Source organism: Pseudoalteromonas ostreae (assembly GCF_018069805.1).
Classification (GTDB): Bacteria; Pseudomonadota; Gammaproteobacteria; order Enterobacterales; family Alteromonadaceae; genus Pseudoalteromonas; species Pseudoalteromonas ostreae.
This window is the reverse complement of the sequence record NZ_JAGPYN010000027.1, coordinates 1-25,545: the sequence shown is the minus strand read 5'-3', so window position 1 is coordinate 25,545 and position 25,545 is coordinate 1. Positions and strand designations below refer to the sequence as shown.

The 25,545-nt window shown below is 41.9% G+C and carries 28 protein-coding genes; 12 read left to right on the top strand and 16 right to left on the bottom strand.

Features of this window, described 5'->3' with window-relative positions; translation table 11 throughout:
* Window positions 1-4 precede the first annotated feature (4 nt).
* The 8 genes from J7338_RS17685 to J7338_RS17650 form a co-directional block, all read right to left on the bottom strand.
* Window positions 5-643: a protein-L-isoaspartate(D-aspartate) O-methyltransferase gene (locus tag J7338_RS17685; protein ID WP_210798281.1), complete on the bottom strand. Its 639-nt coding sequence runs from the start codon at window positions 641-643 to the stop codon at window positions 5-7.
* On the bottom strand, window positions 633-1,397 hold the full coding sequence (surE, locus tag J7338_RS17680) for a 5'/3'-nucleotidase SurE (protein WP_210798280.1): 765 nt from the start codon (window positions 1,395-1,397) through the stop codon (window positions 633-635). The genes J7338_RS17685 and surE overlap by 11 nt, the downstream gene beginning before the upstream one ends.
* A complete protein-coding gene (truD, locus tag J7338_RS17675; RefSeq protein WP_210798279.1) occupies window positions 1,378-2,427 on the bottom strand; it encodes a tRNA pseudouridine(13) synthase TruD in 1,050 nt (349 codons plus the stop codon). Before truD ends, surE begins: the two co-directional genes overlap by 20 nt.
* Window positions 2,424-2,906 (bottom strand): 2-C-methyl-D-erythritol 2,4-cyclodiphosphate synthase, encoded by a 483-nt coding sequence (ispF, locus tag J7338_RS17670; RefSeq protein ID WP_210798278.1) that lies wholly within the window; start codon window positions 2,904-2,906, stop codon window positions 2,424-2,426. Before ispF ends, truD begins: the two co-directional genes overlap by 4 nt.
* Window positions 2,903-3,604, bottom strand: coding sequence for a 2-C-methyl-D-erythritol 4-phosphate cytidylyltransferase (gene ispD / locus J7338_RS17665; protein ID WP_210798277.1), 702 nt, complete (start codon window positions 3,602-3,604; stop codon window positions 2,903-2,905). Before ispD ends, ispF begins: the two co-directional genes overlap by 4 nt.
* Complete coding sequence (gene ftsB / locus J7338_RS17660) at window positions 3,594-3,884, bottom strand: cell division protein FtsB (protein ID WP_145235264.1); 291 nt, start codon at window positions 3,882-3,884, stop codon at window positions 3,594-3,596. Before ftsB ends, ispD begins: the two co-directional genes overlap by 11 nt.
* A 61-nt stretch (window positions 3,885-3,945) precedes the next feature.
* Window positions 3,946-4,575 (bottom strand): hypothetical protein, encoded by a 630-nt coding sequence (locus tag J7338_RS17655; protein ID WP_210798276.1) that lies wholly within the window; start codon window positions 4,573-4,575, stop codon window positions 3,946-3,948.
* A gap of 90 nt (window positions 4,576-4,665) precedes the next feature.
* Window positions 4,666-5,148, bottom strand: a complete 483-nt coding sequence (locus tag J7338_RS17650; protein WP_210798275.1) for a DUF2947 domain-containing protein — start codon at window positions 5,146-5,148, stop codon at window positions 4,666-4,668.
* A 60-nt stretch (window positions 5,149-5,208) separates the two neighbouring features.
* On the opposite strand from J7338_RS17650, the gene J7338_RS17645 reads away from it, so the two are divergent.
* The 3 genes from J7338_RS17645 to J7338_RS17635 are packed head-to-tail and all read left to right on the top strand — an operon-like array spanning window position 5,209 to window position 7,536.
* Window positions 5,209-5,448, top strand: coding sequence for a DUF1653 domain-containing protein (locus J7338_RS17645; protein WP_210798274.1), 240 nt, complete (start codon window positions 5,209-5,211; stop codon window positions 5,446-5,448).
* Window positions 5,449-5,498: 50 nt separating this feature from the next.
* Complete coding sequence (locus J7338_RS17640) at window positions 5,499-6,347, top strand: AAA family ATPase (protein ID WP_210798273.1); 849 nt, start codon at window positions 5,499-5,501, stop codon at window positions 6,345-6,347.
* Between the two features lies 1 nt (window position 6,348).
* Window positions 6,349-7,536 carry a vWA domain-containing protein gene (locus J7338_RS17635; RefSeq protein ID WP_210798272.1) on the top strand — a complete coding sequence of 396 codons (1,188 nt, stop codon included), beginning with the start codon at window positions 6,349-6,351 and terminating at the stop codon, window positions 7,534-7,536.
* Between the two features lie 32 nt (window positions 7,537-7,568).
* Here the strand turns inward: J7338_RS17635 and J7338_RS17630 are convergent, their stop codons facing one another.
* The 3 genes from J7338_RS17630 to J7338_RS17620 form a co-directional block, all read right to left on the bottom strand.
* Window positions 7,569-7,883 (bottom strand): helix-turn-helix domain-containing protein, encoded by a 315-nt coding sequence (locus J7338_RS17630; RefSeq protein WP_210798271.1) that lies wholly within the window; start codon window positions 7,881-7,883, stop codon window positions 7,569-7,571.
* Window positions 7,870-8,220: a type II toxin-antitoxin system RelE/ParE family toxin gene (locus J7338_RS17625; RefSeq protein ID WP_228733023.1), complete on the bottom strand. Its 351-nt coding sequence runs from the start codon at window positions 8,218-8,220 to the stop codon at window positions 7,870-7,872. The genes J7338_RS17630 and J7338_RS17625 overlap by 14 nt, the downstream gene beginning before the upstream one ends.
* 707 nt (window positions 8,221-8,927) lie before the next feature.
* Window positions 8,928-9,464: a Spy/CpxP family protein refolding chaperone gene (locus J7338_RS17620; protein ID WP_210798270.1), complete on the bottom strand. Its 537-nt coding sequence runs from the start codon at window positions 9,462-9,464 to the stop codon at window positions 8,928-8,930.
* 172 nt (window positions 9,465-9,636) lie between these two features.
* Here J7338_RS17620 and J7338_RS17615 point away from each other — a divergent pair, with 172 nt between their 5' ends.
* Genes J7338_RS17615 through J7338_RS17605 form a run of 3 tightly spaced genes read left to right on the top strand, consistent with a single transcriptional unit; the run spans window position 9,637 to window position 12,675 of the window.
* Window positions 9,637-10,326, top strand: coding sequence for a response regulator transcription factor (locus J7338_RS17615; protein ID WP_210798269.1), 690 nt, complete (start codon window positions 9,637-9,639; stop codon window positions 10,324-10,326).
* A complete protein-coding gene (locus tag J7338_RS17610) occupies window positions 10,304-11,719 on the top strand; it encodes an ATP-binding protein (protein WP_210798268.1) in 1,416 nt (471 codons plus the stop codon). Before J7338_RS17615 ends, J7338_RS17610 begins: the two co-directional genes overlap by 23 nt.
* Before the next feature lie 11 nt (window positions 11,720-11,730).
* Window positions 11,731-12,675: an alpha/beta fold hydrolase gene (locus J7338_RS17605; protein ID WP_210798302.1), complete on the top strand. Its 945-nt coding sequence runs from the start codon at window positions 11,731-11,733 to the stop codon at window positions 12,673-12,675.
* On the opposite strand, the gene J7338_RS17600 is transcribed toward J7338_RS17605, so the two are convergent.
* Window positions 12,651-13,562, bottom strand: coding sequence for a cation diffusion facilitator family transporter (locus tag J7338_RS17600; protein WP_275074497.1), 912 nt, complete (start codon window positions 13,560-13,562; stop codon window positions 12,651-12,653). The genes J7338_RS17605 and J7338_RS17600 overlap by 25 nt on opposite strands.
* A gap of 108 nt (window positions 13,563-13,670) precedes the next feature.
* Between J7338_RS17600 and trmL the strand changes: the two genes are divergently transcribed.
* Entirely contained in the window at window positions 13,671-14,135 is a 465-nt protein-coding gene (gene trmL / locus J7338_RS17595) for a tRNA (uridine(34)/cytosine(34)/5-carboxymethylaminomethyluridine(34)-2'-O)-methyltransferase TrmL (RefSeq protein ID WP_169021215.1), read from the top strand.
* A gap of 200 nt (window positions 14,136-14,335) precedes the next feature.
* The gene (locus J7338_RS17590; RefSeq protein ID WP_210798267.1) at window positions 14,336-18,145 is read left to right on the top strand and encodes an EAL domain-containing protein; all 3,810 of its coding nucleotides are present in this window, start codon (window positions 14,336-14,338) and stop codon (window positions 18,143-18,145) included.
* 73 nt (window positions 18,146-18,218) lie between these two features.
* On the opposite strand, the gene gpsA is transcribed toward J7338_RS17590, so the two are convergent.
* From gpsA to J7338_RS17570, 4 genes are read right to left on the bottom strand one after another with little or no spacing between them, the layout of a single operon-like run.
* A complete protein-coding gene (gpsA, locus tag J7338_RS17585) occupies window positions 18,219-19,226 on the bottom strand; it encodes an NAD(P)H-dependent glycerol-3-phosphate dehydrogenase (RefSeq protein ID WP_210798266.1) in 1,008 nt (335 codons plus the stop codon).
* Between the two features lie 3 nt (window positions 19,227-19,229).
* The gene (gene secB, locus J7338_RS17580; RefSeq protein ID WP_145235236.1) at window positions 19,230-19,718 is read right to left on the bottom strand and encodes a protein-export chaperone SecB; all 489 of its coding nucleotides are present in this window, start codon (window positions 19,716-19,718) and stop codon (window positions 19,230-19,232) included.
* A gap of 38 nt (window positions 19,719-19,756) precedes the next feature.
* The gene (gene grxC / locus J7338_RS17575) at window positions 19,757-20,014 is read right to left on the bottom strand and encodes a glutaredoxin 3 (protein ID WP_210798265.1); all 258 of its coding nucleotides are present in this window, start codon (window positions 20,012-20,014) and stop codon (window positions 19,757-19,759) included.
* Window positions 20,015-20,041: 27 nt separating this feature from the next.
* On the bottom strand, window positions 20,042-20,473 hold the full coding sequence (locus J7338_RS17570) for a rhodanese-like domain-containing protein (RefSeq protein WP_210798264.1): 432 nt from the start codon (window positions 20,471-20,473) through the stop codon (window positions 20,042-20,044).
* A 200-nt stretch (window positions 20,474-20,673) separates the two neighbouring features.
* Here J7338_RS17570 and gpmM point away from each other — a divergent pair, with 200 nt between their 5' ends.
* The 4 genes from gpmM to J7338_RS17550 are packed head-to-tail and all read left to right on the top strand — an operon-like array spanning window position 20,674 to window position 25,463.
* Entirely contained in the window at window positions 20,674-22,218 is a 1,545-nt protein-coding gene (gene gpmM / locus J7338_RS17565) for a 2,3-bisphosphoglycerate-independent phosphoglycerate mutase (RefSeq protein ID WP_210798263.1), read from the top strand.
* A 3-nt stretch (window positions 22,219-22,221) separates the two neighbouring features.
* Window positions 22,222-23,361: a murein hydrolase activator EnvC family protein gene (locus J7338_RS17560; protein WP_210798262.1), complete on the top strand. Its 1,140-nt coding sequence runs from the start codon at window positions 22,222-22,224 to the stop codon at window positions 23,359-23,361.
* 35 nt (window positions 23,362-23,396) lie between these two features.
* Window positions 23,397-24,656: a S41 family peptidase gene (locus J7338_RS17555; RefSeq protein ID WP_210798261.1), complete on the top strand. Its 1,260-nt coding sequence runs from the start codon at window positions 23,397-23,399 to the stop codon at window positions 24,654-24,656.
* 42 nt (window positions 24,657-24,698) lie between these two features.
* Window positions 24,699-25,463: a divergent polysaccharide deacetylase family protein gene (locus J7338_RS17550; RefSeq protein WP_210798260.1), complete on the top strand. Its 765-nt coding sequence runs from the start codon at window positions 24,699-24,701 to the stop codon at window positions 25,461-25,463.
* Window positions 25,464-25,545 lie beyond the last annotated feature (82 nt).

Below are 25,545 nucleotides of genomic sequence, written 5' to 3'. Positions count from 1 at the left end.
CTTCCTATTCAATGTCGCCAGGGACTAAAGGTACAAATCTAACTGGCGCAATAACATGTTGAGTAAATTTTTCGCCTTCGCGCACAACCATAACCAGTTGTTGATCTTCATTACCGATTGGCGCAATCATCACCCCACCATCAATGAGTTGATCAAGTAATGCCTGCGGGACTTGCGATGCAGCGGCGGTTACAATGATGCCATCAAACGGCGCTTGTGACTGCCAGCCTTGCCAGCCATCGCCATGTTTCATGGAAACGTTGTATAAGTCTAGGTTATGTAAACGGCGCTTAGCCTGCCATTGTAACGCTTTAATTCGTTCTACCGAAAATACTTTTGAAAAGGTTTTCGCCAGCACCGCTGTTTGATAGCCTGAACCCGTGCCTATCTCAAGTACCTTATCGCGCACGCCAGCCAAACGCAGTAACTCGGTCATACGGGCAACAATATATGGCTGTGAAATTGTTTGTCCTTGACCTATTGGCAACGCCGTATTTTGATACGCTTTATGCTTGAGTACATCATCAACAAAGGCATGACGTGGAATATCAGCAATAGCGCTGAGTACCAATTTATCTTCAACACCTTCACGCTGTAATAGGTCAGCGAGCGCACGGGCACTTCGAGTATAATTAGCCAGCACCGTTGATCTCCATCGTTTTAAGCCACTCACCAACCGCTGCCAAGCTATCTTTCGCTGTCATATCAACACTTAGTGGCGTAACCGATGCATAGCCATTATTAATAGCATAAAAGTCTGTACCTTCTCCGGCATCACTCTCAGCACCTAAAACCCCATACCAATAAATGTCGCGTCCCCATGGATCTTGTTGTTTAGTCATGGTTTCTGCTTTATGACGCGCACCTAAACGCGTTACTTGCACGCCTTTTAGCTCAGATAACGGAATATCTGGCACATTAATGTTGATGATTTGATCTTTTGGCAATGGATGTGACGCTAACCCTTTAATTATGCTGACAGTCACCGCAGCTGCCGTTTCAAAATGATTGCCTTCTTTTGAACACAAAGACACCGCCACTGCGGGCAAGCCTAAATGACGTCCTTCGGTTGCTGCTGCAACAGTCCCTGAGTACAAAGTATCGTCACCCAAATTCGCGCCATGATTAATGCCAGCTACAACTAAATCGGGCTTTTCATTCAGTAACTCATTCACGCCCAAATGTACACAATCAGTGGGCGTACCATTGACCGAAATGAACCCGTTATCGAGCGTAGTAGCACGCAGTGGATTAAGTAGCGTCAGTGAGTTACTTGCGCCACTGCAATTGCGATCAGGTGCAACTAAGGTTACGTCTGCAATTTGCGTCAATGCCTGATACAAAACTGCAATGCCTTTTGCATTAACACCATCATCGTTACTTAGGAGAATTTTCATTTTCAGCGTCCTGTTCTTTATGTACTCGTGGGCTTGCATCTGTGTAATCCACCAGCTCACGTAACAATGCCGTGGCAAAGGTGCCTTTGGGTAAACCAAAGCTCAATTTAATGGTAGTTTCATCAATCGTTGCAACGGTTAAATCTTGTGGGATCAAACGCAACATTCTGCGCTCATTTTTCAGCCCTAACTTACCAAGCCCTTCACACCAATCTTGATACGGCTCTAGCCATATTTTTTCTTGTTCGGTGAGGCCTTTTTCGCTAGTGCCGACCAATGGCGCAGACATCATAATATCGCCAGAGGCAAGACGAGCGATGTTTTCATCGCTAATGGCATCTTCAAAAAATGCATTGCTACCACTGAGCATAAACACTTCACGGTGCATGGTTTTAGCTAAGCCGTGCTCAGCAACACGCAAATTCACTATTTGATTAAACACATAAGAACGTGCAGCAGAGATAATTAAACCACGTAGTTTTTTGTCACGAATGCGCTCACCGGCAAACATCTTTTTAGCCATCACTAAATTATGGCCATCGTGACCAAAGCGTTGTTCGCCAAAATAGTTAGGCACCCCGGCGCGTACCGCGTTGATACGACAAAGAATGTCTAACGGCTGGGTTACATTACGTAGAATAATACTGAATTTATTACCTTTGTGGCAGCCAGTCCGCAGCTTACGATTATGCCGTTGCTGAGCAATGATAAACAGTGATTCACTGTTTAGTTCAGTAAAATCAATGTCTTTTTTAATGGGTACTGGCACACTAAACCACTGACTACACACTCCGTGGCGATCTTTCATACCAGCGAAGCTGACATCACGTGGCGAAATCCCCGCTTTTTGGGCAAGTAATTTAGCAACGTATTGGGTATTTTCGCCTTTTTTAACAACCTGTAAACAGACGTGTTCACCACTGCCGGTAAATTCGATGCCTAAGTCTTCGTCCACCATAAAATCTTCAGCAGTGGTTTTAAAATCTGCTTTAGATAGTGGTGCACCGTATAAATAATTTAACTCGCTCATAGTGATTGCTTGCTCATGATAACCACTGCATGACTTGAAATACCTTCTTTTCGCCCTTCAAAACCGAGCTTTTCAGTGGTTGTTGCTTTGACATTTACCTGATCTAGGTCAGCGTTTAAATCGGCGGCTAAATTTGCACGCATGGCTTGAATATGCGGCAGCATTTTTGGCGCTTGCGCTACTATCGTTACATCCGCATTACCCAGTACATAGCCTTGCTGCTTAGCTAAATCAACAACATGGCGTAATAAAATACGGCTATCTATATTTTCATATTCACTGGCGGTATCAGGGAAGTGCTTGCCAATATCACCCATTGCTAATGAGCCTAAAATAGCATCGCATAGTGCGTGGATCGCAACATCACCATCAGAGTGCGCTAAAAAGCCTTGTGGGTAAGCAATTTTTTCACCACAAATAGTTAACGGGCCTTCGCCAGCAAATTTATGGACATCGAAGCCATGGCCTATACGAATCATGATGCATTCTCACTGTGTTGTTTTTGGAGTAAAAAGTTGGCTAAATCTAAATCTTCTGGGGTGGTTATTTTAATATTATCACTGCGCCCAGCCACAAGCTTTACGGGCTTATTCGCCCATTCAATTGCTGAGGCTTCATCGGTAATTGTTACCTGCTGAGCGAGCGCAGTTTGCAATGCCTGCAATAAATCTTGGTACTTAAATAATTGCGGGGTCAACGCCTGCCATAAGTCATCCCGTGGCACTGTTTGTTGGCTATGAGTTGCACCGCGCTTAATGGTATCTTTCACTTTGCTTGCTAATATACCGCCCTCATCAGCGTTAATACATTCACTAAGTAAGCACTCAATATCAGCCAGCGTAACCAGTGGCCTTGCCGCATCATGCACTAACACCCAATCAGGCGGGTTATCTGCAAGCGCTAATAAGCCATTAAGTACCGAGTCTGCTCGCTCTTTGCCGCCACTTGCACGGACAATGCGCTGATCAATAAACTCCAGCGCAGCAAAATAAGGATCATCATCGCTGACGGCTACTACAATAGTCGTTAACTGTTTGAGTTGCGCTAGTTTAGCAAGTGTATGTTCAAGAATTGTTTTACCAGCCAAGCGTATATATTGCTTTGGTGCGCTATGTTGCATTCGGCTGCCCACACCAGCGGCAGGGACTATGGCTGCAAGGGTATAATTAGTTGTCATTTTGTTGCTGCCCAGGTAAAACACGAATAAATGTTTCGCCAGGTTTGATCATCCCTAATTCATTTCGGGCGCGCTCTTCCACCCCTTCTTGACCAAGCTTTAAATCTTCAATATCGGCTTTAAGCACTTTATTACGTTTGATCAATTGAGCATTAGTATCGTGATGTGAAGTAACCGCAGCTTTTAAACGACTATAATCTTGTACACCGTTGTGGCCAAACCATAATCGATATTGTACAAATAACGCTAAACACAGCAGCGTGAATTGAAACAGTCGCATTAAATACTCCTTGATTTTACTCTACCAGTACAAATTTATAATGCGATTAAGGCTACTGGTATTATATTTTTTTAACTCGAACATGAGGACGTTTTAAATTACGCCAATTGATATTGCCTGCTAGCAGCATTTCTCTCAGTGATAACGTTCGCGGTGTTGTGCGTTTATCAAAAGACCACTGATGGCCACAACAAGCAGCGGCCATTGTTGCCTTTGTGGGCTTTAATAACACCACCAACTGCCCTTCAAGCGGCTGACCTTGGCAGTCAAACCAACCATGCTCATTACAATGAAGTTTATTGTCGCTTACTTGGTCGATGCTGTCTATTGCAACACGGGTTTGATTTGCGCTATTGAGTAAAAGCGGAACAATTAAACCTACATTTTTATGTGTTTGATAAAAATCATCATTATTTTTTGCGTTGGGAGGCTGAGCTTTTTGCTTATCAAGCCAACAGCCATTGTGCGGATCTAACTGAAAAGGAACTTGACCATTTACCACGGCCGTTGCTGCGCGTTCTATATAATAAGGAAGACTTTTTAATCGCTTGCGTAAACGCTGTTCATTCACTTCAACAACTAATTGACCTATTTCCCGCGCATAAAAAGCATTGCACAACTGTGCATATAGCACACGTTGTGTATCTGATTGCCAAATATCGACTTGTTGAAAGGGGTCGCTTGCAGCCAACGATCATACTCTAAAACATCTAGTTGCTTGTTTTATAGCACAGTATTGACTGCTTTTTAAGCTCTGCTATTTACAAAAGCAAAGCTCAGGTTACTTAACTTGTGACTTTATACCTAATTTAGCATCGCCAGTTTCTAAAAACTGCACTACTTCATCACGTTTCTTACCTAATAACAGACTACCATCAGCTAAAAACATAAAATTTTGCCAATTGCGTTTAAACACATCAAAGCTGGTTTCGATAATATTATCGCGGGCGATACAAAAATACACTGTAGTATTAGCTTGCCAACCTAAGTGCGCAAGGATCTCCGCTGGCAATTGCTCAGCACCTTCTTCCCAGGCAGCTTCCCACGCAATAGTTTGCGAGAAATTGTCGTCATTGCCACACCAGTCTGTTTTTTCAAAAAAATCAGGGTGGTCATGCTCTCGGCTCACCATGGTGCTCCATAAAACTGCGGCACGCTCATGGCTCATAGGTTTAATTAAAGCAAGGTCTTGGTCTGTTACTGGCGCATCTTGATGGCGAAAAACCCACGCTTTTTTGTAATCATCTAACGAAATATAGTTCATAGTATTAGCAAATTAGTTAGCATTAAAAGTGCAAAGATAAATTATACAAGAGATCAAAACATGACTACAGCAATAAAACCACATCCCCTCAAATCAGGCATATACCAACACTACAAAGGTCCACAATATAAAGTGCTCTATGTTGCCACCCACAGCGAGACACAAGAACAGCTGGTAATTTACCAAGCCCTCTATGGCGAGTTTGGTATTTGGGCACGTCCATTGAGTATGTTTTTAGAAACCGTAGAAAAAGACGGCCAGATTATTCCCCGCTTTGCTTACCTTGGCGATGCCGAATAGTTATGGCATCATGTTTAAAATAACACTGCTCAGACCAGATAGGTATTTACGTGCAATTTAACTCTACAGATAACTACATCGCCAGTAACTCGTTAAAACAAGCGGTTAATGCCGCCATATTGCTAGAAAAGCCATTACTAATAAAAGGCGAACCTGGCACAGGTAAGACTATGCTGGCCGAAGAGCTGGCGAAAAGTTTAGATACCACGCTTATTCAATGGCATATCAAATCAACCACTAAAGCCCAGCAAGGCTTATACGAGTACGACGCTGTTTCACGCTTACGTGACAGCCAATTGGGTGATGAGCGCGTGCACGACATCGGTAATTACATTGTTAAAGGCAAACTTTGGCAAGCCTTTACCTACGGCGAAGAGCATAACAAACGCCCAGTATTATTGATTGATGAAATAGACAAAGCCGACATCGAGTTTCCAAACGACCTATTACTTGAACTTGATAAAATGGAGTTTCATGTTTATGAAACCGGCGAGCGCGTAGTTGCTAAACAGCGCCCTATTGTGATCATCACCTCAAATAACGAAAAAGAATTACCTGACGCATTCTTACGCCGCTGCTTTTTCCATTATATTGACTTTCCATCGAGCGACGAAATGCAGCAAATTGTTGATGTGCATCACCCTGATGTAAAACAAGATTTAGTACGCCAAGCACTCGAAGTGTTTTTTGGCCTACGTGAGGTCAACGGCATTAAGAAAAAACCATCTACCAGTGAGCTACTCGATTGGCTTAAACTTTTAATGGCTGAAGACATCGATGCAAAAACTCTGCATGACAAAACTCAAAAAGGCGGTTTAATGCCCATGTTTGGCGCGCTACTTAAAAATGAGCAAGATATCAGCTTAATTGAAAAACTTGCCTTTATGAGTCGCCGTTAAGATGTTGGTTGCGTTTTTTTTCAAACTGCGTGAATACCGTTTACCTGTTAGTTTGCGCGAGCTGCTTGATTTGATCAACGCGCTAAAAAAAGGCGCGGTATTTGCCGATGTTGACGGTTTTTACTATTTAGCCCGTACCATTATGGTTAAAGACGAAACCCACTTTGACCGTTTTGATAAAGCCTTTGCTGATTACTTTAGCGGCATTGCCGATCTCGACTTACTCGAGAGCTTAAAACAGCAGCACAACTTACCTGAAGATTGGCTGCGCAAAGAGTTTGAAAAACACCTAAGCGATGAAGAAAAAGCCCAGCTTAAAGCCATGGGCGGCCTTGATGAGCTAATGAAAACCCTCAAAGAGCGCCTAGAAGAACAACAAAAACGCCACGCTGGCGGCAATAAATGGGTAGGCACAGGTGGTACATCGCCATTTGGCGCGTATGGCTACAATCCAGAAGGCGTGCGCATTGGTCAAGACGGCAACCGCAATCGCCAAGTAGTAAAAGTATGGGATAAACGCGAATATCGTAATCTGGACTCTGACCGTGAAATTGGCTCACGTACTATTAAGCTCGCCCTTAAAAAACTGCGCAAGTTTGCTCGCACTGGCGCCAGTGACACCCTCGACTTAAACGAGACCATTCGTGCTACCGCCAAACAAGGCGGCATGCTGGATGTAAAAATGGCCCCAGAGCGCCACAACGCGGTAAAAGTATTGATGCTGTTTGATATTGGCGGCTCAATGGATGATTACATTCACACCTGTGAAGAATTATTTAGCGCCGCGCATAGCGAGTTTAAACACTTAGAATTTTACTACTTTCATAACTGCTTATACGAACATGTTTGGCAAGACAACCAACGCCGCCATTCCAACGTCATCGACACCATGACGCTGATCAACAAGTTCACCAGTGACTATAAAGTGATCTTTGTTGGCGATGCCACCATGGGGCCGTATGAAATTACCTATGCCGGCGGCTCAGTTGAACACTACAACGAAGAGCCCGGCAGCGCATGGTTGGCCCGCATTACCAATCACTTTGATAAAGTAGCCTGGCTCAACCCACAACCGGTTGAACACTGGCGTTACTATCAATCAATTGATTTTATCAAGCAGCTCATGAACAACCGCATGTACCCGCTAAGCTTAGATGGGATCAGTAATGCGATAAAAGAGCTAACATAGGAGCTAGGTTATAGGGGCTAGGAAAACTAACTCTACAACTCAGCTATATGATTTAAAGTCTCAGGATAACGCTGCACTAGTTTTAGTAAAGTAATTGCTTGACCATTAGGTGCGCTGCGGCCTTGCTCCCAGTTTTCAAGGGTTCTTGCTGAGGTATGTAATAGGTTTGCAAATACCCCGCGTGACATATTAAATGCTTCGCGAATATTGATTATTTCATCGGGTGAAATAGCGAGATCACTTGCGTCACTCACAGCATGCGTGCGTAAGGTTAGCTTACCTTGCGAATGTGCTTTAGCATCTACAAGCGCTGTACTTAGCTCTGAAAATAAATCACGATTGCTCATTGTGCCACGCCTCCATAAAGTCTTTTAACTGTTTCTTTTGATCTGCTGTTAAATCTGTCATTTCATTTTTACTGTAAATGGTCAGTAGGTAAAAACGCTGAAATTCATCTAAATGGTAATAGATAACCCTTGAACCACCACGTTTTCCTCGCCCTTTACCTGCAACTCGTATTTTACGTAAACCGCCAGTTCCCTGAATTACATCACCTTGTTTAGGACTGCGCATTAGGTCAGCTTGAAAAAGCCGATACTCTTCATCACTTAAATACTGTTGTCGGTATTTTTCAAAAATAACCGATTCTATAAAGATAGATTTCATGCCATTAAATATACGCAAATAACGTACACTTATCAAGCAACCTTGCTATCTATCGACACTATGACGCGATATAAAATCGCTGCTACGAGGTGGGTGATATTTCGTAGGCCCGGGTTTACCCCGCGCAAATATATAATTTAGACGTTGGATAAAACTCAGCTGCGGAGCAAACCCTGTCGCGATATAAAATCGCGGCTACGAGGTGGGTGATATTTCGTAGGCGCGGGTTTACCCCGCGCAAATATATAATTTAGACGTTGGATAAAACTCAGCTGCTGAGCAAACTCTGTCGCGATATAAAATCGCTGCTACGAGGTGGGTGATATTTCGTAGGCGCGGGTTTATCCCGCGCAAATATATAATTTAGACGTTGGATAAAACTCAGCTGCTGAGCAAACTCTGTCGCGATATAAAATCGCTGCTACGAGGTGGGTGATATTTCGTAGGCGCGGGTTTACCCCGCGCAAATATATAATTTAGACGTTGGATAAAACTCAGCTGCGGAGCAAACCCTGTCGCGATATAAAATCGCTGCTACGAGATGGGTGATATTTCGTAGGCGCGGGTTTACCCCGCGCAAATATATAATTTAAACGTTGGATAAAACTCAGCTGCGGAGCAAACCCTGTCGCGATATAAAATCGCTGCTACATGGGTCGTTAAAAAAGAAAAGCGCAGGATCTCTCCCGCACTTCATTTTTTGCTTTAATAATTTTGATAATTACTTAGCCTGCCGTTTGTTCGTCACGGCTGCGTTTTTTGTCACCTTTTTTGTGGCCTTTTTTACGCATATGTTTTTTAATTTCTTGGTACTTTTCACGTTGTTCAGCATTTAATACTTGCCATACTTGATGCTGCGCTTTTAGGTTAATTAAGCCAAATTGCTCGCCTTTGGTTTGGCGCTGCGCTAATAACTCTTTTGCTGCGGCTTCATCAAAAGTTGGCATATCTAACAATGCTTGCATTTGTGCTTTATGTGCAGCACGCTCTTGCTTCATGACCTGTTTATCGTTGCCACGTAGCGCTTTAAACTGTGCTTTTTGCGCATCAAAAATGCTTTTTAACTGAGTTTGTTGTTGCTCAGTTAAATCAAGCTTTTTAATGCCACGCTCAGAGAGTAAAAAGCGCGCTTGTTTATGCTGTTGAGAATGGCCTGGTTTATGATCCATGCCCTCTTTTGCTATTACGGCGCCAGTGCCTAATGTTGCTGTCGCTAATCCACAAATTAATACTAGTTTAGAAACTTTACTTGAAATAGTCATAATCATTACCTTTGAGTTGCTTGTAACTTAGTGTCTGTTCAGTTGTTATATTCACTATAACTAACCAAGTGCAAAGCAACGCAAAGCAATGTAAAGGTTGTGTAAAGGTTCACTTTTAAGTGCGTTAAGGCGTAAAATGAAGTTATTCCAGCGTAGTTAAGGTGAGCAAATAATGAAGCTATTAATGATTGATGATGATACCGGTTTATGTGAGTTACTCTCAGAGTATTTAACTGCGCAAGGGTTTCAAATTGAATGTGTACACGATGGCGAGCAAGGTTTAAAGCAAGCTTTTGAACATGATTATGCACTCATTTTACTCGATGTTATGTTACCGAAACTAGATGGCTTTGAAGTATTAAAACAGCTTAGACAAAAAAAGTTAACGCCGGTAATTATGCTAACCGCCAAAGGTGAAGACTTTGACCGTATTTTTGGTCTTGAACTAGGCGCTGATGATTACATTCCTAAACCATTTAATCATCGTGAATTACTCGCACGGGTTAAAGCGATTACTCGTCGTATAGAACATATTACTAGCCTAGCAAATACCAGCAGCAATAAGTTAACCGTTAATAATATTGTTATAAATTTAGCTGCCCGCGAAGCGTATGTAGATGAACACCCACTAAGCCTGACTGGTACTGAATATGAAGTACTTGCTTTACTGGTCAAACATGCAGGTGAAGTGGTCAGTAAAGAACAAATAAGTGAAGAAGTGCTCGGTAGGCGCCTAGCCTCTTTTGATCGCTCAATTGATATGCATGTGAGTAATATTCGTAAAAAAATTGCCGAGTTCAACAATGCAGAAAGAATAAAAACCATGCGAGGAACGGGCTATGTCTTTATCCAAGGTGAGTAATAAAACTCTATTTTCCTGGCTAAAGCACCCTCAGCATTTTTTGTTTTTTAAAATTTTTGCTTGGTTTTGGCTCACAATTATAGGCACCATTACTGCTTTGGTGTTTTTAAGTAACATTGCGACTAACCAAGTCAGTTATGAAAAATTACATGGGCCCATGCAGAAAAACTTGCAATACACGGCGAAAGGCATCGAACGTATGGTATTAAAACATAATAAATCGATTGCCGAAATTTTAACTCACCCTCGGCTTGCAAAACAAAAGTTACTATATTTGAATTCAGATCAGCCAGATCACTCGCTCAGTAGCAGAGTACCATCAAGTGAAATTGATTTAAGTTTACTTAATTTCACTAAAAATATGCCACCACAAATTATTTTTACCGAGTATTATCAAGCATTCGGACCGATAAAAATAAATCTTCCCGAGGGGAAATTTTACCTATACGAGATTGATGAGAATCATCAACCACCTTTTTTTATACGGTTAAAGCTGATGCCGGTTTGGCTAAAAGTGATCATTGCTTTACTGGCTTCATTAACTTTAAGTTTTATATTTAGTCGTAACCTAATTGCTCCTATTAATCACTTAAAGCAAGCTGCAATTAAGCTCTCTGACGGCGATTTAACCGCACGCGCTGAAATTGATCCAAATAGGCAAGATGAACTGGGCGTACTTGGCCGCGATTTTAATAGTATGGCAACTCAGTTAGAGCAACTGATTTCTGCACAAAAGCGCTTATTGGCTGATATATCTCACGAGTTGCGTTCCCCCTTAACTCGCCTTAAAATGGCTACGGGTCTTGCGCAAATGCAGACCCCAGAAGAAAACCAAACCTATTTATTACGCATTGAAAAAGAAGCAAATCAGCTCGATAAAATGATCGCTGATGTACTGCAAGTATCGCGCTTAGAGGCGAAAAGTCAGGCGCTATCGCTGCATCAACAATCTTTACAGATCATTATTGATCATGTTTTGAATGATGCGCAATTTGAAGCTAAACAGACCAATAAACAATTAATTATAAATGGTCAACTCAATGTTGATATTTATTGTGACGAAAGTCTCATTGCCAGTGCGCTAGAGAATGTTTTACGCAACGCAATAAAGTATGCGGAGCAAACAATTACCCTAACATTGAGTTTAAGTGATGCTATTTATATAGAGATCAGCGATGATGGACCGGGTGTCGAGCCGCAAAATTTAGCCAAGCTATGTGAGCCTTTTTTCCGCCAATCTGATGCACGAGACAGAACTAGCGGCGGTACAGGACTTGGCTTAGCGATTGCTAAAAATGCCATTGTCGCCCATTCTGGCAGTTTAACGCTGCATAATAAACAACCAAGTGGGTTATGTGTGCGTATCGCCTTACCACTGGGTAAACAACAATAATCATGGCCATTATGTTTTACAGCACAGAACAAAACCTACTTACCCAACAGCCTGAGATCACACAGTTCTTTCAGCAGCAGTTGCACAAAGCGCAGCTGACTACCGATAATGGCGATTTATATTATGGCTATGTGATACCTGAGCATGCCAAGGCCGCTATTGTTATTTGCTCTGGACGCATTGAAGGATTAGATAAATATCAAGAACTAATCTGGGAGTTATACAAAAATAACTATGCGGTGTTTATTATTGATCATCAAGGCCAAGGCCGTTCTTATCGCGCTTTAGCCAATCCTCATAAAGGTTTTGTTAATAAATTTAGTGATTATGCTGATGATTTAGCCCTGTTTGACCGTTTAATTGTCAGTAAACTCTACCAAGGCAAAAAGATCATCCTAGGGCATTCAATGGGCGGCGCGATTGCCTTTGATTTCCTAACCCGGTTTGAACATAACTACAGTGGGGTATTTTTGTCTTCGCCCATGTTTGATATTTTCACCAAAAGCACTCCCAAATCACTGGCTAAATTTGCCGCCCGTGCTGCCTGCTTATTTGGCTTTAAGAAACACTATGCGTTTGGCCAAGCAGATTACCTGCCTATTGCTTTTACACAGAACGACCTTACCAGCAGCGAAATTCGCTATGATTTATTTAGACAAACCTACCAAACGAATAGCGCGCTACAATTAGGGGGGGTGACTTACGGCTGGTTGAATGAAGCTTTTGCCTTTATGACAACTCTTGAGCAACAACAGTTATCGATACCACTTTTTGTAGCCAGTGCAGAGCACGATACTGTGGTTGATAACCAAGCCCAACTAGCCTTAGTTCACCGTCAAAGTAATGCTATTTTACAAACATTTGCGAATGCTAAGCACGAGTTGTTGTTTGAACAAGACCCTATTCGCCAAGCTGTACTTAGCCGTTTTTATCAGTTTTGTGATTCACTGAGTTGAGCATTTGTTTGACTCAGTGACATGGGATCTTGGTGGATCAAAATATCCATTTCACAATTAAATTCTTGTTGGATCATCGCCACCACTTCATCCGCTACATAGTGAGCTCGGATCAAAGGCAATTGATCTTCAAGCTCTAAATGCATTTGAATAAACTTAATTTTACCACCTTGTCGAGTGCGTACATCATGCACGCCAAATACATCGTTATGGCTGTTAGCGATTGCTATAATGCTGGCTTTTTCTTCCTCTGGTAGCTCTTTATCCATTAAGTGATCAGCGCTTTGTCTAGCAATATCCCAACTGTTATAAAGTAAGTAACCCGCAACGCCAATGGCAAAAATAGGATCGGCGTAAAGCATGCCACTTTGTGCCAGTAATATCGCAATCAATACTGCGGCATTTAAAATTAAGTCACCTTTGTAATGTACTGAGTCTGCTTTGATCGCGATAGATTCGGTATGCCTTATCACTTTAGTTTGTACGTAAACCACCACCAAAGTACAGGCAATCGCAAATAGACTAACCCATACCCCGAGCATTGAATGATTTAACACCACCGGATTAAATAATCGCTCTATACCATGAAACGCCAGTAAACAGCCAGAGCCGGCAATAAATGCCGCTTGCCCTAAACCCGCCAAGGCTTCGGCTTTACCATGGCCAAAGCGATGGTCGTCATCAGCTGGGCGCAGTGCATAAAAGAGCACCATAAAACTCATTGCTGAAGCGGTAATATCCATCAAAGAGTCAGTAAGTGAGCCAAGCATAGACGCAGAGCCAGACGCAAGCCATGCCCAACATTTAGCCCCAATCATCAAGCTCACCATAATCATAGTGACTACACTTGCTGTTTTTACCCAAAACTCATAACTGCGCTGATGCACGTTTTTGCCTATGCTTAAAGTGTTTGCTTAAAATGAGTATATCATTTTTTTTATCTGTTTCGTGTATACTCTCGAACGTCAAAATGTAGATCACCAATAAGGCTCGTTATGCTTGATATCGTTTTATACCAACCTGAAATACCACCTAACACAGGGAATATTATTCGCCTGTGTGCAAATACGGGCTATGCTTTGCATTTAATCGAACCCTTGGGCTTTGAGTGGGACGATAAGCGCGTAAAAAGAGCTGGCCTTGATTACCATGAATTTAGCCATGTGCAACGCCATGCTTCATTTGCAGCTTACTTAGAAAAATGCCAACCAAAAAAAGTATATGCATGTACCACCAAAGGCAGTCAATTTCACCATCAAGCAAGTTATGAAGCGGGTGATTGTTTAGTGTTTGGCCCTGAAACACGTGGCTTACCAGATGATTTAATTCAATCACTACCTAATGAACAGCGCGTGCGTATTCCTATGCAAGCGAACAGTAGAAGCATGAACTTATCTAACGCTGTGGCTGTTTTTGTTTATGAATCATGGCGTCAGTTAGGCTTTCCTAACGCGCAGTAAAGCACACAAAAAATGCGTCTATAATTATTAGGCGCTTTAGCCGCTAGTTGCTTTACAAATTCAATTGTGCGCAATGCGATAAATTTAACTTTCATCGATTCGCATTTTATCAATTCCTACACTATTCTAAATACGTTCTTTTTAAACTTATTCAATGGATTGTAATGCGTTCCGCCCTAAAGATATGCTGTTTTGTTAGCATGTTATCTATTGTAAATGTAAACGCGAATGTAGCTGAATTAAATGCTAATGAGCTTTCACTACCCACCATTAATGACTTTACTCAAGACCCGAGTAATGCGTTTTGGCTCGCAACCAATAAAGGGCTGTTTAACTACGACTCGGTGCATCTTTTTAGTGGCCAAGCACCGCCTTTTTCATCATTCGCGAATCAAGTCATTTTACAAGTAGCGACTTATAAATCCTGGTTATTAATTAACACTGAGCAAGGGCTGAGTTTAATCAACTTAATTAACAACCAGTTAATTCAACTAACAGCAACACCGCTAAAACAGCCGATATTAACCACCGAGCTCGGCTTTTACTTTCTGTACCAAGGTCAGATCCACACTATAAAAGACGAAAAACTCCATTCCCCATTCGCCTTTTCAGAGCAGATCGTCGAACTCGCATTGGGATTTAACAACAGCCTATGGCTACATTCAGGTAGTAATTTAGTTAGTCACTTTGATTTAGCAAGTAATGCGATTACAGCTCAGCTCATCGTCCCCGCGCCTATCGCGCAGTTGAGTCCTAGTCAAACCTCAGCAGCGATCCTTATCAACACCAATAACGACCAACATTACCTGTTTAACAACGCGCACTCTATGCAAGAAATAAAACTCCAGCATGCGCATGTTCAACAACTAAATTACTTTGATGATCAGCTCTATTATTTACATAAAAATCGCGCTTATAAACATCATTTAACGACCAAAAACACAAATCCTTTGTTTTATAGTGATCCAACACGCTTTGTATCAATTAAACAAAACAACCAACAACTGTGGCTGCAAACTGCCACTAAAAGCTGGCTAAAGCTTCCTGAAATGCAAATTATCACAACCCCTATCACCGATAATCCAGCTCCGCGTATGCAGCAATACTTTGACATGTTGGAGCAGTTAGGTAATTTTACACAACATAAAAAAATTATTACCATCGCTTATCTGCGCGAAGACAAATGGGCTGTTGCAACCGACACTGGTTTATATTTATACAGTGCCCGCAACCTCACTTTTGATTTATTAATAAAGGATCAAGTTGCTGCGCTGCATTCAACTGCCCCAACAACACTGTGGGTAGCAACCAAAAAACAATTAATAAAATATGATTTTGCGACGCAGCAACAAAGCCAAACACTACCAATTAGTAACATTAATGCTTTAACATCCCTTAATGACGAGCAATATTTAGCAAGTAATGGTGAGCAATTATTTTATATTGCTAAACAACAGCTCACCGCCCTTGAGCTTGAAACTGAAGCCCTCGGGAAGATCAACGCTATGTATTATCAACGTAACTCTGCAAGGCTTTGGCTTGCGACAAGTAACGGCTTATGGCAGAGCCAATGGCAAGCACCTGAAAATTCTCAGCAAATAACACTTGAGATAAATTTTGATAAAGTAAGTACATTTAACACCACAGCCATTTACGAAGCACCACAAAATGCTTTGTGGATAGTTGATTCTCAAGCGATAAAACTCTACAAACCCAGCACTAACCTATGGGTTGAAAATGCCACTCATAGTATTGCCGCTTATATTGATGATTCTATTAGTTATGAGCAACTTCCAAAATCACTCTTTAGCGTTAGCTACCGTGATAAAATAATGTTGTTTGCGCCAACGGGTAATACTTTATTAGAAGTGCATTCAACACAAGTACCACCTCAAAACAGCTCTTTTTTAATCAGTCATCTGACTTTACACTATCAAGAGCAAGACCAAGACTATTACCATTTAGCAACCAACGCAGTAAATACCAGCCAACCGCTAAAAGGCATCTCTGTTTGGTTTAGCAGTAATAGCCTCTTACCTATGCGGCTCAATTACCGACTCGATCCCAATGGCGATTGGCTAGCACTGCCGACGACTCAAACCATGCTGTCACTGACAAGTAATAAACAGAATATTTACCTTGAAGTTAAAAATCTTAATCAAGTAAATACCGAACCGTTAGTGTTAATGATTAAACAAACGGTTTTTACCTTCCCTAACTGGATCAATTACCTCGTTTTAGTGGCTGTTTTTGCTATTTTACTGCTGTTAATCGTTTATAGATTAAAAAATAGTGCTAAGCATAATTTAGTCAATGCGCTAATGATACAATCAAAAGATGCCATTTGGATCGCCAATGAGCACTTCCAAATAACAAAAATAAATCAAGCATTTACAACAATCTGTGGTTTTAGGCTTGCTGATGTTGCGGGTAAAAAGCCAAAAGCATTTACTGTAAACGGTCGCGATAAAAAATTAGAAAGCCTCATTTATAATGACCTAGAAGTTGATGGTTATTGGTCTGGCGAAATTTGGAATTTGCGTAAAGATGGGCAGCCCTATGCCTTAGATTTATCGATAACCAAAGTAGAAACCCCTAACCTACGTACTAGTAGCGCGCATTATATTGGCTTATTTTCAGATGTAACTGCACGTAAGAATAATGAACGTGCGATGCTAAAATTAACCACGCGAGATTCTGTCACAGGGCTATCCAATCGCACTATTTTTATTGAATCTGTTAATATGGCAATTGCCAGCTGCAATAACAACTTCCCTAAATTATTAATTATTTTTATAGATTTAGACAATTTTAATAAAATTAACGAATCCCTTGGTCACGCAATCGGTGATGAACTATTAAAAGAAGTTGCAGGCAGACTCACTCGTAATCTTGATTCTGGTTATACCTTGGCCCGCTTAGGAGGTGATGAATTTGCTATACTCGTACCGCCCTATTTATATTCAGGTAAGACCGTTTTTTTCGCTAAAAAACTGGCCGGTAATATCCTCAAACAATTCCAAACACCATTTATGCTTGATAGTGTTGAGAGCTTTATTTCTGCCTGCTGTGGCATCGCCGGATACCCAGAAAACGGTTATAACAGCGAGGCACTGATGCGCAGTGCTAATAGTGCGCTTAACCACGCTAAAAAGATGGGCCACAATAATTATCAGTTTTTTGATAAGTCTAAACACACCATAGACTCTAATGAACTCAGCAAAGAAAGTGCATTATTCAGGGCAATCGAAAACCAAGACTTCGAATTATTTTACCAAGTAAAATATAATGCAGATAAAGATCAAATTCATGGTTTTGAGGCATTAGTACGCTGGCCGCAAGCTGATGGCAGTATTATTAGCCCGGATGAATTTATACCGCTGGCGGAGCAAAATGGCGCGATTATTCCGCTGACGTTATTACTAATGAAGCTGTTATTTAAACAGCTCGAATTATGGCGTAATGAAGGAGTAAGTTTTGGTAAAGTGGCGATTAACATTTCGGCCTTGCACTTTCAGCAAAGTAGTTTAGTCGAAACTCTCACCGAGTGTTTAACAAACTATGATGTGCCAGCACGCTGTGTTGAGTTAGAAATCACCGAAAGTGCCATGATGGATAACCCTGAATTTGCCCAGCAGCAAATGAATCGCTTAAAAGCACTTGGCTTTACCATTGCACTGGATGACTTTGGCACTGGGCATTCATCACTTGGTTATTTAAAGCGTTTTCCAATAGATACATTAAAAATAGATCGCTCTTTTATTAAAGATATTATTGATAGTGAACAGGACCGTAATATCACCGCGACCATTATTCGTCTGGCAAAATACTTAAAAATAGATGTCGTTGCAGAAGGCGTTGAAACGAAGGAGCAGGCTTATATGCTGCATGTAATGGGATGTAATACCATGCAAGGTTATTACTATAGCCGCCCGCTTCATGCTGATAAAGTAGCTGCTTTTATTGAAAAAAATAACCAGAAAAAACAATCTAGCTCGAGTAATGATTAAATTCCGCTTTAGTTACTCCGTTAGCTGCCAGTGTTTATACAAATTCATAAACACTGACAGCTACAAGGCACTGTTACTCAGATTTTTGCTCGCGACCTAACAACGCCATCGCAGCTTCTTTCACGTCTTTATTTTCATAAAGTACCTGATAGATTTGCTCAGTGATTGGCATTTCAATGCCGGTGCGTTGCGCCAGTAAATAAACCTCTTTGGTGTTGCGGTAACCTTCGACCACTTGACCAATTGATTCAATCGCTTGCTCAACACCTTCACCTTTGCCAAGCGCTAAACCAAAACGACGGTTACGAGACTGATTATCGGTGCACGTTAGGATCAAATCTCCCAACCCTGCCATGCCCATAAAGGTTTCTGACTTAGCACCCAGCGCACAGCCTAACCGGCATAGTTCAGCCAAACCTCGGGTGATCAAAGCTGTCCGCGCATTAGCACCAAAACCAAAACCATCCGACATGCCCGCACCAATCGCAATCACATTTTTAACCGCGCCACCGAGCTGAATACCAATAAAATCATTATTGTTATAGACCCTAAATGAGCGACCACAATGCAATAGCTCAGCTAATTGTTTTGCAAAGCCAGTTGATGTTGACGACACTGAAATAGCCGTAGGTAAACCCATTGCCATTTCTTTAGCAAATGTAGGGCCTGATACAACCGCAAGTGGCACAGCATCACCTAATTCTTGCTGGGCAACTTCTTGCAAAAGTCGGCCTGTATCTGGTTCAAGCCCTTTGGTTGCCCATGCAACTTGTGCCCCTTCAAGTAATGAAGGCTTAATTTGCTGTAGCGTATCGCCAAATGCATGACTTGGTACAACAACCAAGATCACTTGGCTTGCAGTTACTGCGGTGTGTAAGTCGGCTTCAAGGTGTAAAGTGTCAGGAAAAGTGACATCAGGTAGGTAACGTTGATTTTTCCGCTCAGCTGCAAGCGTGGCAACGTCATCGCTATTACGACCCCAAAGTGTCACTTGGTGACCGTTTCGGGCTAAACAAATAGCAAGGGCGGTGCCATAAGACCCCGCCCCTAAAACAGTAACAGCTGAATTGGCTGTATTCATCAATTATGCGTCTGCAGTTGCCTGTTCAGCTTGCGCTGCACGTTGCTGCATATATTGAGCGAATAACGCATCAAAGTTCACAGGTGCAAGGTTAAGCTGTGGGAATGTACCACGGTTAACTAAGTTAGATACCGCTTCACGTGCGTACGGGAACAATACGTTCGGGCAGAATGCGCCAAGCATATGCGCAAGTTGTACTTCTTCAACTTCAGCGATAGTGAAGATACCAGCTTGTTGAATTTCACATAAAAAAGCCGTTTCTTCACCGATAGAAGCAGTAACAGTCAATGCCAATACGACTTCAAACACGCCTTCGTCTAATTTGTTTGAACGTGTATCAAGGTCAAGCTTAACTTCTGGTGTCCATTCTTTTTGGAAAATAGCAGGTGAATTAGGCGTTTCAAAAGACACGTCTTTTGTGTAAATACGTTGAATCGTAAATTGTGCGCCAGTTTCTTCTTGTGCTGCTACGTTCTGATTTTCTTCGTTCATGATAATTCCTAACTTTTAATCGTTTTTATAATAAATGCTTAAGCGTTCAACTTAGCGTCAAGTTTACCTTGGGCTTCAATCGCCATCATGTCGTCACAACCGCCGATATGCTCATCATTAATAAAAATTTGCGGTACTGTGCTCGCGCCACCTGCTTTGGCAATCATTTCATCGCGTAATTCAGGTTGCACACCAATGTCTATATTTGTAAATTGCACACCTTTACTGGTTAGCAATGCCAATGCTCGTTGGCAAAAAGGGCAATACGCTTTGGTGTAAAGAACAACATTACTCATAACAATTCCTCTATCGGCCTAACTAAATTAGCGACCTGTTGTCGTTGGTAGACCAGCACTTTGCCATGCACCCATACCACCAGATAAAACATAAACTGATTCAAAACCAGCTTTATGCATAGCAGTTGCGATACCTGAGGCTGTCATGCCTGTGGTACATACCAATATAATGGGTTTACTCTTAGACTTTTCAAGGCTTGAGAAGTCAGATTGTTTCGCTTTTTCAGGGCTAATATGCTCAGCGCCAGCAATACGACCATTATTAAATTCTTTTTGTGTGCGTATATCTACAACGACACCGTCTTCACGGTTAATTAATAACGTTAATTGTTGCGGATTTATTTGACGAATTGCTGAAAACTTACTTTTAAACCAGCCGCCCACGATGAGTGCAACTAAAGCAACCCAAGCTAAACTTAATATCGGATGATTACCGACAAATTCAATATATTGATCCATGCGTCTTCCACTATGAAAATTGTCCCGCGCCTGTAGCACTGGGGTTAAACGTAAGGGCAATGCCCTCGCCACGCAAGTATACGTGCTTGATTAGAAATTACCAGAGAGTGAAATATTTTAATATGCAGCTTTGATTGCTGATCATAACTACAAAACACGGTATGCTTAGCTGAAACAGGAGCTAATTTTCAGGAATCAAAATGACACAGCATAAAAAACCTCTCGTACTCATGATCTTAGATGGTTGGGGATACCGTGAAGATACCCAAAGTAATGCAATTTTAGCGGCTAACACCCCTGTTTTAGATGAACTTTGGGCAACTCGCCCGCATACCTTAATTTCTGCATCTGGTTTAGATGTTGGCCTTCCTGGTGGGCAAATGGGCAACTCAGAAGTAGGCCATGTCAACTTAGGTGCTGGCCGTGTGGTTTATCAAGATTTCACCCGTATCACTAAAGCGATAAACGACGGTGAGTTTGCACATAATCCAACGTTAGTTGAAAACATTGATAAAGCAGTGAATGCTGATAAAGCGGTGCATTTAATGGGTTTATTAAGCCCAGGCGGTGTGCATAGCCATGAAGATCATATTGTAGCTGCAATTGAATTAGCTGCAGCGCGCGGCGCTAAAGAAGTGTACTTTCATGCATTTTTAGATGGCCGAGATACTCCACCACGCAGCGCAAAAGCGTCAATTGAACGTATTGAAGCGCTGTTTAGCAAATTAAACTGTGGTCGCTTAGCATCGATCATTGGCCGCTACTACGCAATGGACCGCGATAATCGTTGGAACCGAGTAGAACAAGCCTACGACCTAATGGTCAGTGGGATCGCACAACATAGCTACGAAAATGGTGTTGATGCATTAGCTGCGGCTTACGAACGTGATGAAAACGATGAGTTTGTTGCTGCAACTACCATTGCAGCACAAGGCCAAGACGCAGTACAAATTAATGACGGTGATACGGTTATTTTCTTAAACTTTAGAGCCGACCGTGCTCGTGAAATGACCCGCGCATTTGTTGATAAAGACTTTGACGGTTTCGCCAAGAAAAAAGCACCCGCACTAAGCGGCTTTGTTATGTTGACCGAATATGCAGCAGACATCGACGCACCAGCTGCCTTTGCCACAGTCCCTTTGACTAATGTATTGGGTGAATGGTTTGAAAAACACCATAAAACACAGCTACGTATTTCTGAAACTGAAAAATATGCACATGTTACGTTTTTCTTCAGTGGCGGACGTGAAGATGAATTTGAAGGTGAAACCCGTGAGTTGATCCCATCACCACAAGTTGCGACTTACGATTTACAACCTGAAATGAATTCAGAAATGCTCACTGATAAACTCGTCGAGGCGATTAAAAGCGGTAAATACGATGCAATTATTTGTAACTATCCAAATGGCGATATGGTCGGTCACTCAGGTGTATTTGAAGCCGCAGTAAAAGCCTGTGAAGCGGTTGATCATTGTATTGGTCGTGTTGTTGCTGCCCTTGAAGAGTTTGGTGGTGAAGCATTAATTACAGCTGATCACGGTAATGCTGAACAAATGGCTAATCTTAAAACTGGCCAAGCGCATACCGCACACACTAGTGAACCGGTTCATTTCATTTATGTTGGTCGTGATGCAACTCCAAGCGAAGGCAAAGCGCTCAGTGATGTTGCGCCAACCATGTTGCACTTAATGGGCATGGAACAACCGAGCGAGATGACTGGCACACCAATCATGACATTGAAATAAACCATGCGTAGATGTGTTAAACAATTCGTTGTTAGTACATTAATTATGTCTTCATTGATGACAGCTTCGGCTGTCGCTAATGAAGACCGTACTAAAAAAGATCTCAGCGAAATCCAAACAGCATTAAAGCAAAGCCAAGCTGAACTTGCCGCCCAGCGTAAAGACATCGAAAAATCGCAAAAGAACCTGCAACAGCACGAACTTGAGATCGCAAAAAATGCCAAGGCACTGAATATTGCCGAGCAATCAATTCGCGATACTGAAAAACAACAAAAGCAGCAACAGCAGCAAGCTGAAGCACTTGAGGAAAAACGCCTAGAGCAACAACATGCCCTTGCCGCACAAATTAAAAGTGCCTATATGTCTGGCGGACATGACTACTCTAAAATGCTATTAAATCAAGAAAATACCGCGCAGGTTGAACGCACATTAAGTTATTATAATTACCTCAACAAAGCGCGTATTGAGCAAATTGATGAGTTAAAAGCACTCCAGATTGAAATAGCGGGTGTACAAGCCGAACTTGAAAAAACCAAACTTCATTTAGTTGCTCTACATAAAGAGCAAGCCAATCGCCAGCAAGCACTAATAGCTGCACAGCAGCAACGTAAAGCAAATATTAGTGAGCTAAAAACCAAACTTAGCTCAACTAAAAACTCTATTGATTACCTAAAAGAGAATGAAAAAACCTTAGTCACAACCTTACAAGAGCTGGAAAAAGAGAAGAGTAAAAAGGTTGAACTACTCGGCTTAGCAAGCAGTAAAGGAAAGTTAGATTGGCCAACAAAAGGTAAAATAGAACACAGCTTCGGACAGCGAAAACACGGCGGCATTGACTGGAAAGGCGTATTAATCGGCGCTAATGAAGGCAATAATGTGCATAGCGTCCACAATGGCCAAGTTGTATTTGCTGATTGGTTAAAAGGCTATGGCTGGGTGATTGTACTTGATCATGGTGACGGCTTTATGAGCTTATACGGTCATACCCAAACCCTGTTAAAAGACGTCGGCGATATGGTTCGCCAAGGCGATATAATCGCTTTAGTTGGACAAAGCGGCGGACAAGCAAATTCTGGTCTATACTTTGAAATACGCCACAAAGGACGCGCAGTAAATCCTGTAACATGGTGCAGACGCATTTAATTGATTAAACAGCTGCACCCCACTGGGAGCAGCTGATGCTAAATACACAATTACATATACAGCGGTTACAATACTCTGCTTTTAACCGCATTCTAATAAGCTATTTATTATTCGTTAGTGTTTTTTTGTGCCTGAGTTTTAATAGCTTTGCAGTGACCTCGGTGGGCGATTTAAAAAGCCAACAAAAAAACGAAATCCTCTTTAATATCCACGCCTATTATGTTGAAGACTTAGCTTTGCAACAAAGCTTTGAAAGCAGCCAACAATTTGAAGCCCTGCTTGCACAGCTAGACCCATACTCTAAGTACCTTGATGAACACGAGTTAGAAGCGCTATTTAGCAGCACTAACGGCCGCTATACAGGCCTTGGGATTGAAGTAAAACAGCAACAACAAAGAATTGTTATTGTAAACACGATTAAAGATTCTCCCGCAGCCATTGCCGGAGTACAAATGAATGATGTGCTACTTGCCGTTAATCAGCAAACAATCGCATATAAAGACATTAATCAAGTTGCGCAAATGATTAAAGATAGTGATACCGCAACGGTGACCTTAACGATTAAACGAAGTAATTCACCACAACCCATTTATTTTACCCTAACTAGATCAGAGATTAACCTAGAGAGTGTCAGCAGTTCGTTATCAGAGTTTGGTATTGGCTATTTGGCAATAAATAGCTTCAGCAATCACACCTTGCACGATGTTGCGCGGCAGATAACAGCACTGCAAAGCCATTACGGTAATCCACTTACAGGTTTAGTGCTCGATTTACGCGATAACCCTGGCGGCACATTACAAAGTGCTGTAGCGGTATCAGATCTATTTTTACAAAGTGGCACCATAGTCACCACCAAAGGTCGCTTTTATGATGCAAACCAGCACTTTCGCGCCAAAAAAGGTGACATTTTAAATGGTGCGCCAATCGTCGTACTTATTAATGAAAACTCAGCCTCAGCAGCAGAGATTTTAGCCGCTGCACTTAAAGACAATCACCGTGCCACACTAATTGGCAGTCAATCATTTGGCAAAGGATCGGTGCAATCTTTGATCCCATTAGGCAATGGTAATACAGCCCTAAAACTAACCACTGCAAAATACTTTACCCCATCGGGTCAATCTATTGAGGGGATTGGAGTCACCCCCGACGTGGCGATTAATCAATCAACCCTTTCGCAAATTGATAAAGTAGTTATAATAAAAAACGAACAAGGAAATGACGATCAGCTATGGTCACACACAGACTCAGCTGATCCACTGTTATTAAAAGCACAGCAGCTATTAACTATGAAATAAAGCTTTTAGCTCACTATAAAAAAGATAATAAAAATTAGAAACGTGAAAAAATTAACTTGGTTGTTCTGGCTGTTTTTTAGCTTGCCAACGCTTGCCGCAAATAAGCAAATAGCGATTGTAATTGATGATATTGGCAACCATCAACGCGACCTCGAAATCCTAAATTTACCAGGTAAAATATCGTTCTCTATTTTGCCTCATACCCCGTATTCGCAAGTTTTTGCGCGCTTAGCCAGTAAATCAAATAAAGAATTACTGCTACATATTCCCATGCAAGCACTGGATAACAGTAAAGCACTTGGCCCCGGCGCACTTACCAGCGATATGAGCAAAGAACAATTACAAATCACTCTCGGCAATGCGCTTGCAACCTTACCTCAGGTGAAAGGTGTAAATAATCATATGGGCTCATCACTTACTCAAGAAAGCCTGCCCATGAAATGGACTATGGAAGTGCTGAAAAAGCGCAACCTGTACTTTTTAGATAGCCGCACGACTGGCTTAAGCCAAGCGCAAAATGTTGCCAACTTATATGGCGTTGAAAATGTTGGCCGCCATGTGTTTTTAGATAACATAGTTAATGAACAACAGCTGCAATTTCGCCTCAACGAATTAAAATATAAAGCCGAACGTTATAACTTCGCCATCGCGATTGCCCACCCTTACCCTGAAACCATTGAATTTTTACAGCGCATGCTACCCGAACTTGAACAACAAGGTTTTGAACTCGTGCCGCTATCACAACTAGTTGAGCGTAAATATATACAACTCGCGCAAGCTGAGCATAAAGGGGTTAGTGCGAGGTAAGCGACAAGTTGCAAGGGAAAAGGAGCGAGGTTCTAGGAAAACAGAATAGTCCGTCGTTAAATTAACTACCGTAGGTTGTGGT

Bases quoted from the DNA above. Each gene is read 5' to 3' on its own strand.
- surE (WP_210798280.1), bottom strand. From the start codon at position 1,397: ATGAAAATTCTCCTAAGTAACGATGATGGTGTTAATGCAAAAGGCATT.
- truD (WP_210798279.1), bottom strand. From the start codon at position 2,427: ATGAGCGAGTTAAATTATTTATACGGTGCACCACTATCTAAAGCAGAT.
- ispF (WP_210798278.1), bottom strand. From the start codon at position 2,906: ATGATTCGTATAGGCCATGGCTTCGATGTCCATAAATTTGCTGGCGAA.
- ispD (WP_210798277.1), bottom strand. From the start codon at position 3,604: ATGACAACTAATTATACCCTTGCAGCCATAGTCCCTGCCGCTGGTGTG.
- ftsB (WP_145235264.1), bottom strand. From the start codon at position 3,884: ATGCGACTGTTTCAATTCACGCTGCTGTGTTTAGCGTTATTTGTACAA.
- J7338_RS17650 (WP_210798275.1), bottom strand. From the start codon at position 5,148: ATGAACTATATTTCGTTAGATGATTACAAAAAAGCGTGGGTTTTTCGC.
- J7338_RS17645 (WP_210798274.1), top strand. From the start codon at position 5,209: ATGACTACAGCAATAAAACCACATCCCCTCAAATCAGGCATATACCAA.
- J7338_RS17635 (WP_210798272.1), top strand. From the start codon at position 6,349: ATGTTGGTTGCGTTTTTTTTCAAACTGCGTGAATACCGTTTACCTGTT.
- J7338_RS17630 (WP_210798271.1), bottom strand. From the start codon at position 7,883: ATGAGCAATCGTGATTTATTTTCAGAGCTAAGTACAGCGCTTGTAGAT.
- J7338_RS17620 (WP_210798270.1), bottom strand. From the start codon at position 9,464: ATGACTATTTCAAGTAAAGTTTCTAAACTAGTATTAATTTGTGGATTA.
- J7338_RS17615 (WP_210798269.1), top strand. From the start codon at position 9,637: ATGAAGCTATTAATGATTGATGATGATACCGGTTTATGTGAGTTACTC.
- J7338_RS17610 (WP_210798268.1), top strand. From the start codon at position 10,304: ATGTCTTTATCCAAGGTGAGTAATAAAACTCTATTTTCCTGGCTAAAG.
- J7338_RS17605 (WP_210798302.1), top strand. From the start codon at position 11,731: ATGTTTTACAGCACAGAACAAAACCTACTTACCCAACAGCCTGAGATC.
- trmL (WP_169021215.1), top strand. From the start codon at position 13,671: ATGCTTGATATCGTTTTATACCAACCTGAAATACCACCTAACACAGGG.
- J7338_RS17590 (WP_210798267.1), top strand. From the start codon at position 14,336: ATGTTATCTATTGTAAATGTAAACGCGAATGTAGCTGAATTAAATGCT.
- gpsA (WP_210798266.1), bottom strand. From the start codon at position 19,226: ATGAATACAGCCAATTCAGCTGTTACTGTTTTAGGGGCGGGGTCTTAT.
- secB (WP_145235236.1), bottom strand. From the start codon at position 19,718: ATGAACGAAGAAAATCAGAACGTAGCAGCACAAGAAGAAACTGGCGCA.
- grxC (WP_210798265.1), bottom strand. From the start codon at position 20,014: ATGAGTAATGTTGTTCTTTACACCAAAGCGTATTGCCCTTTTTGCCAA.
- J7338_RS17570 (WP_210798264.1), bottom strand. From the start codon at position 20,473: ATGGATCAATATATTGAATTTGTCGGTAATCATCCGATATTAAGTTTA.
- gpmM (WP_210798263.1), top strand. From the start codon at position 20,674: ATGACACAGCATAAAAAACCTCTCGTACTCATGATCTTAGATGGTTGG.
- J7338_RS17560 (WP_210798262.1), top strand. From the start codon at position 22,222: ATGCGTAGATGTGTTAAACAATTCGTTGTTAGTACATTAATTATGTCT.
- J7338_RS17555 (WP_210798261.1), top strand. From the start codon at position 23,397: ATGCTAAATACACAATTACATATACAGCGGTTACAATACTCTGCTTTT.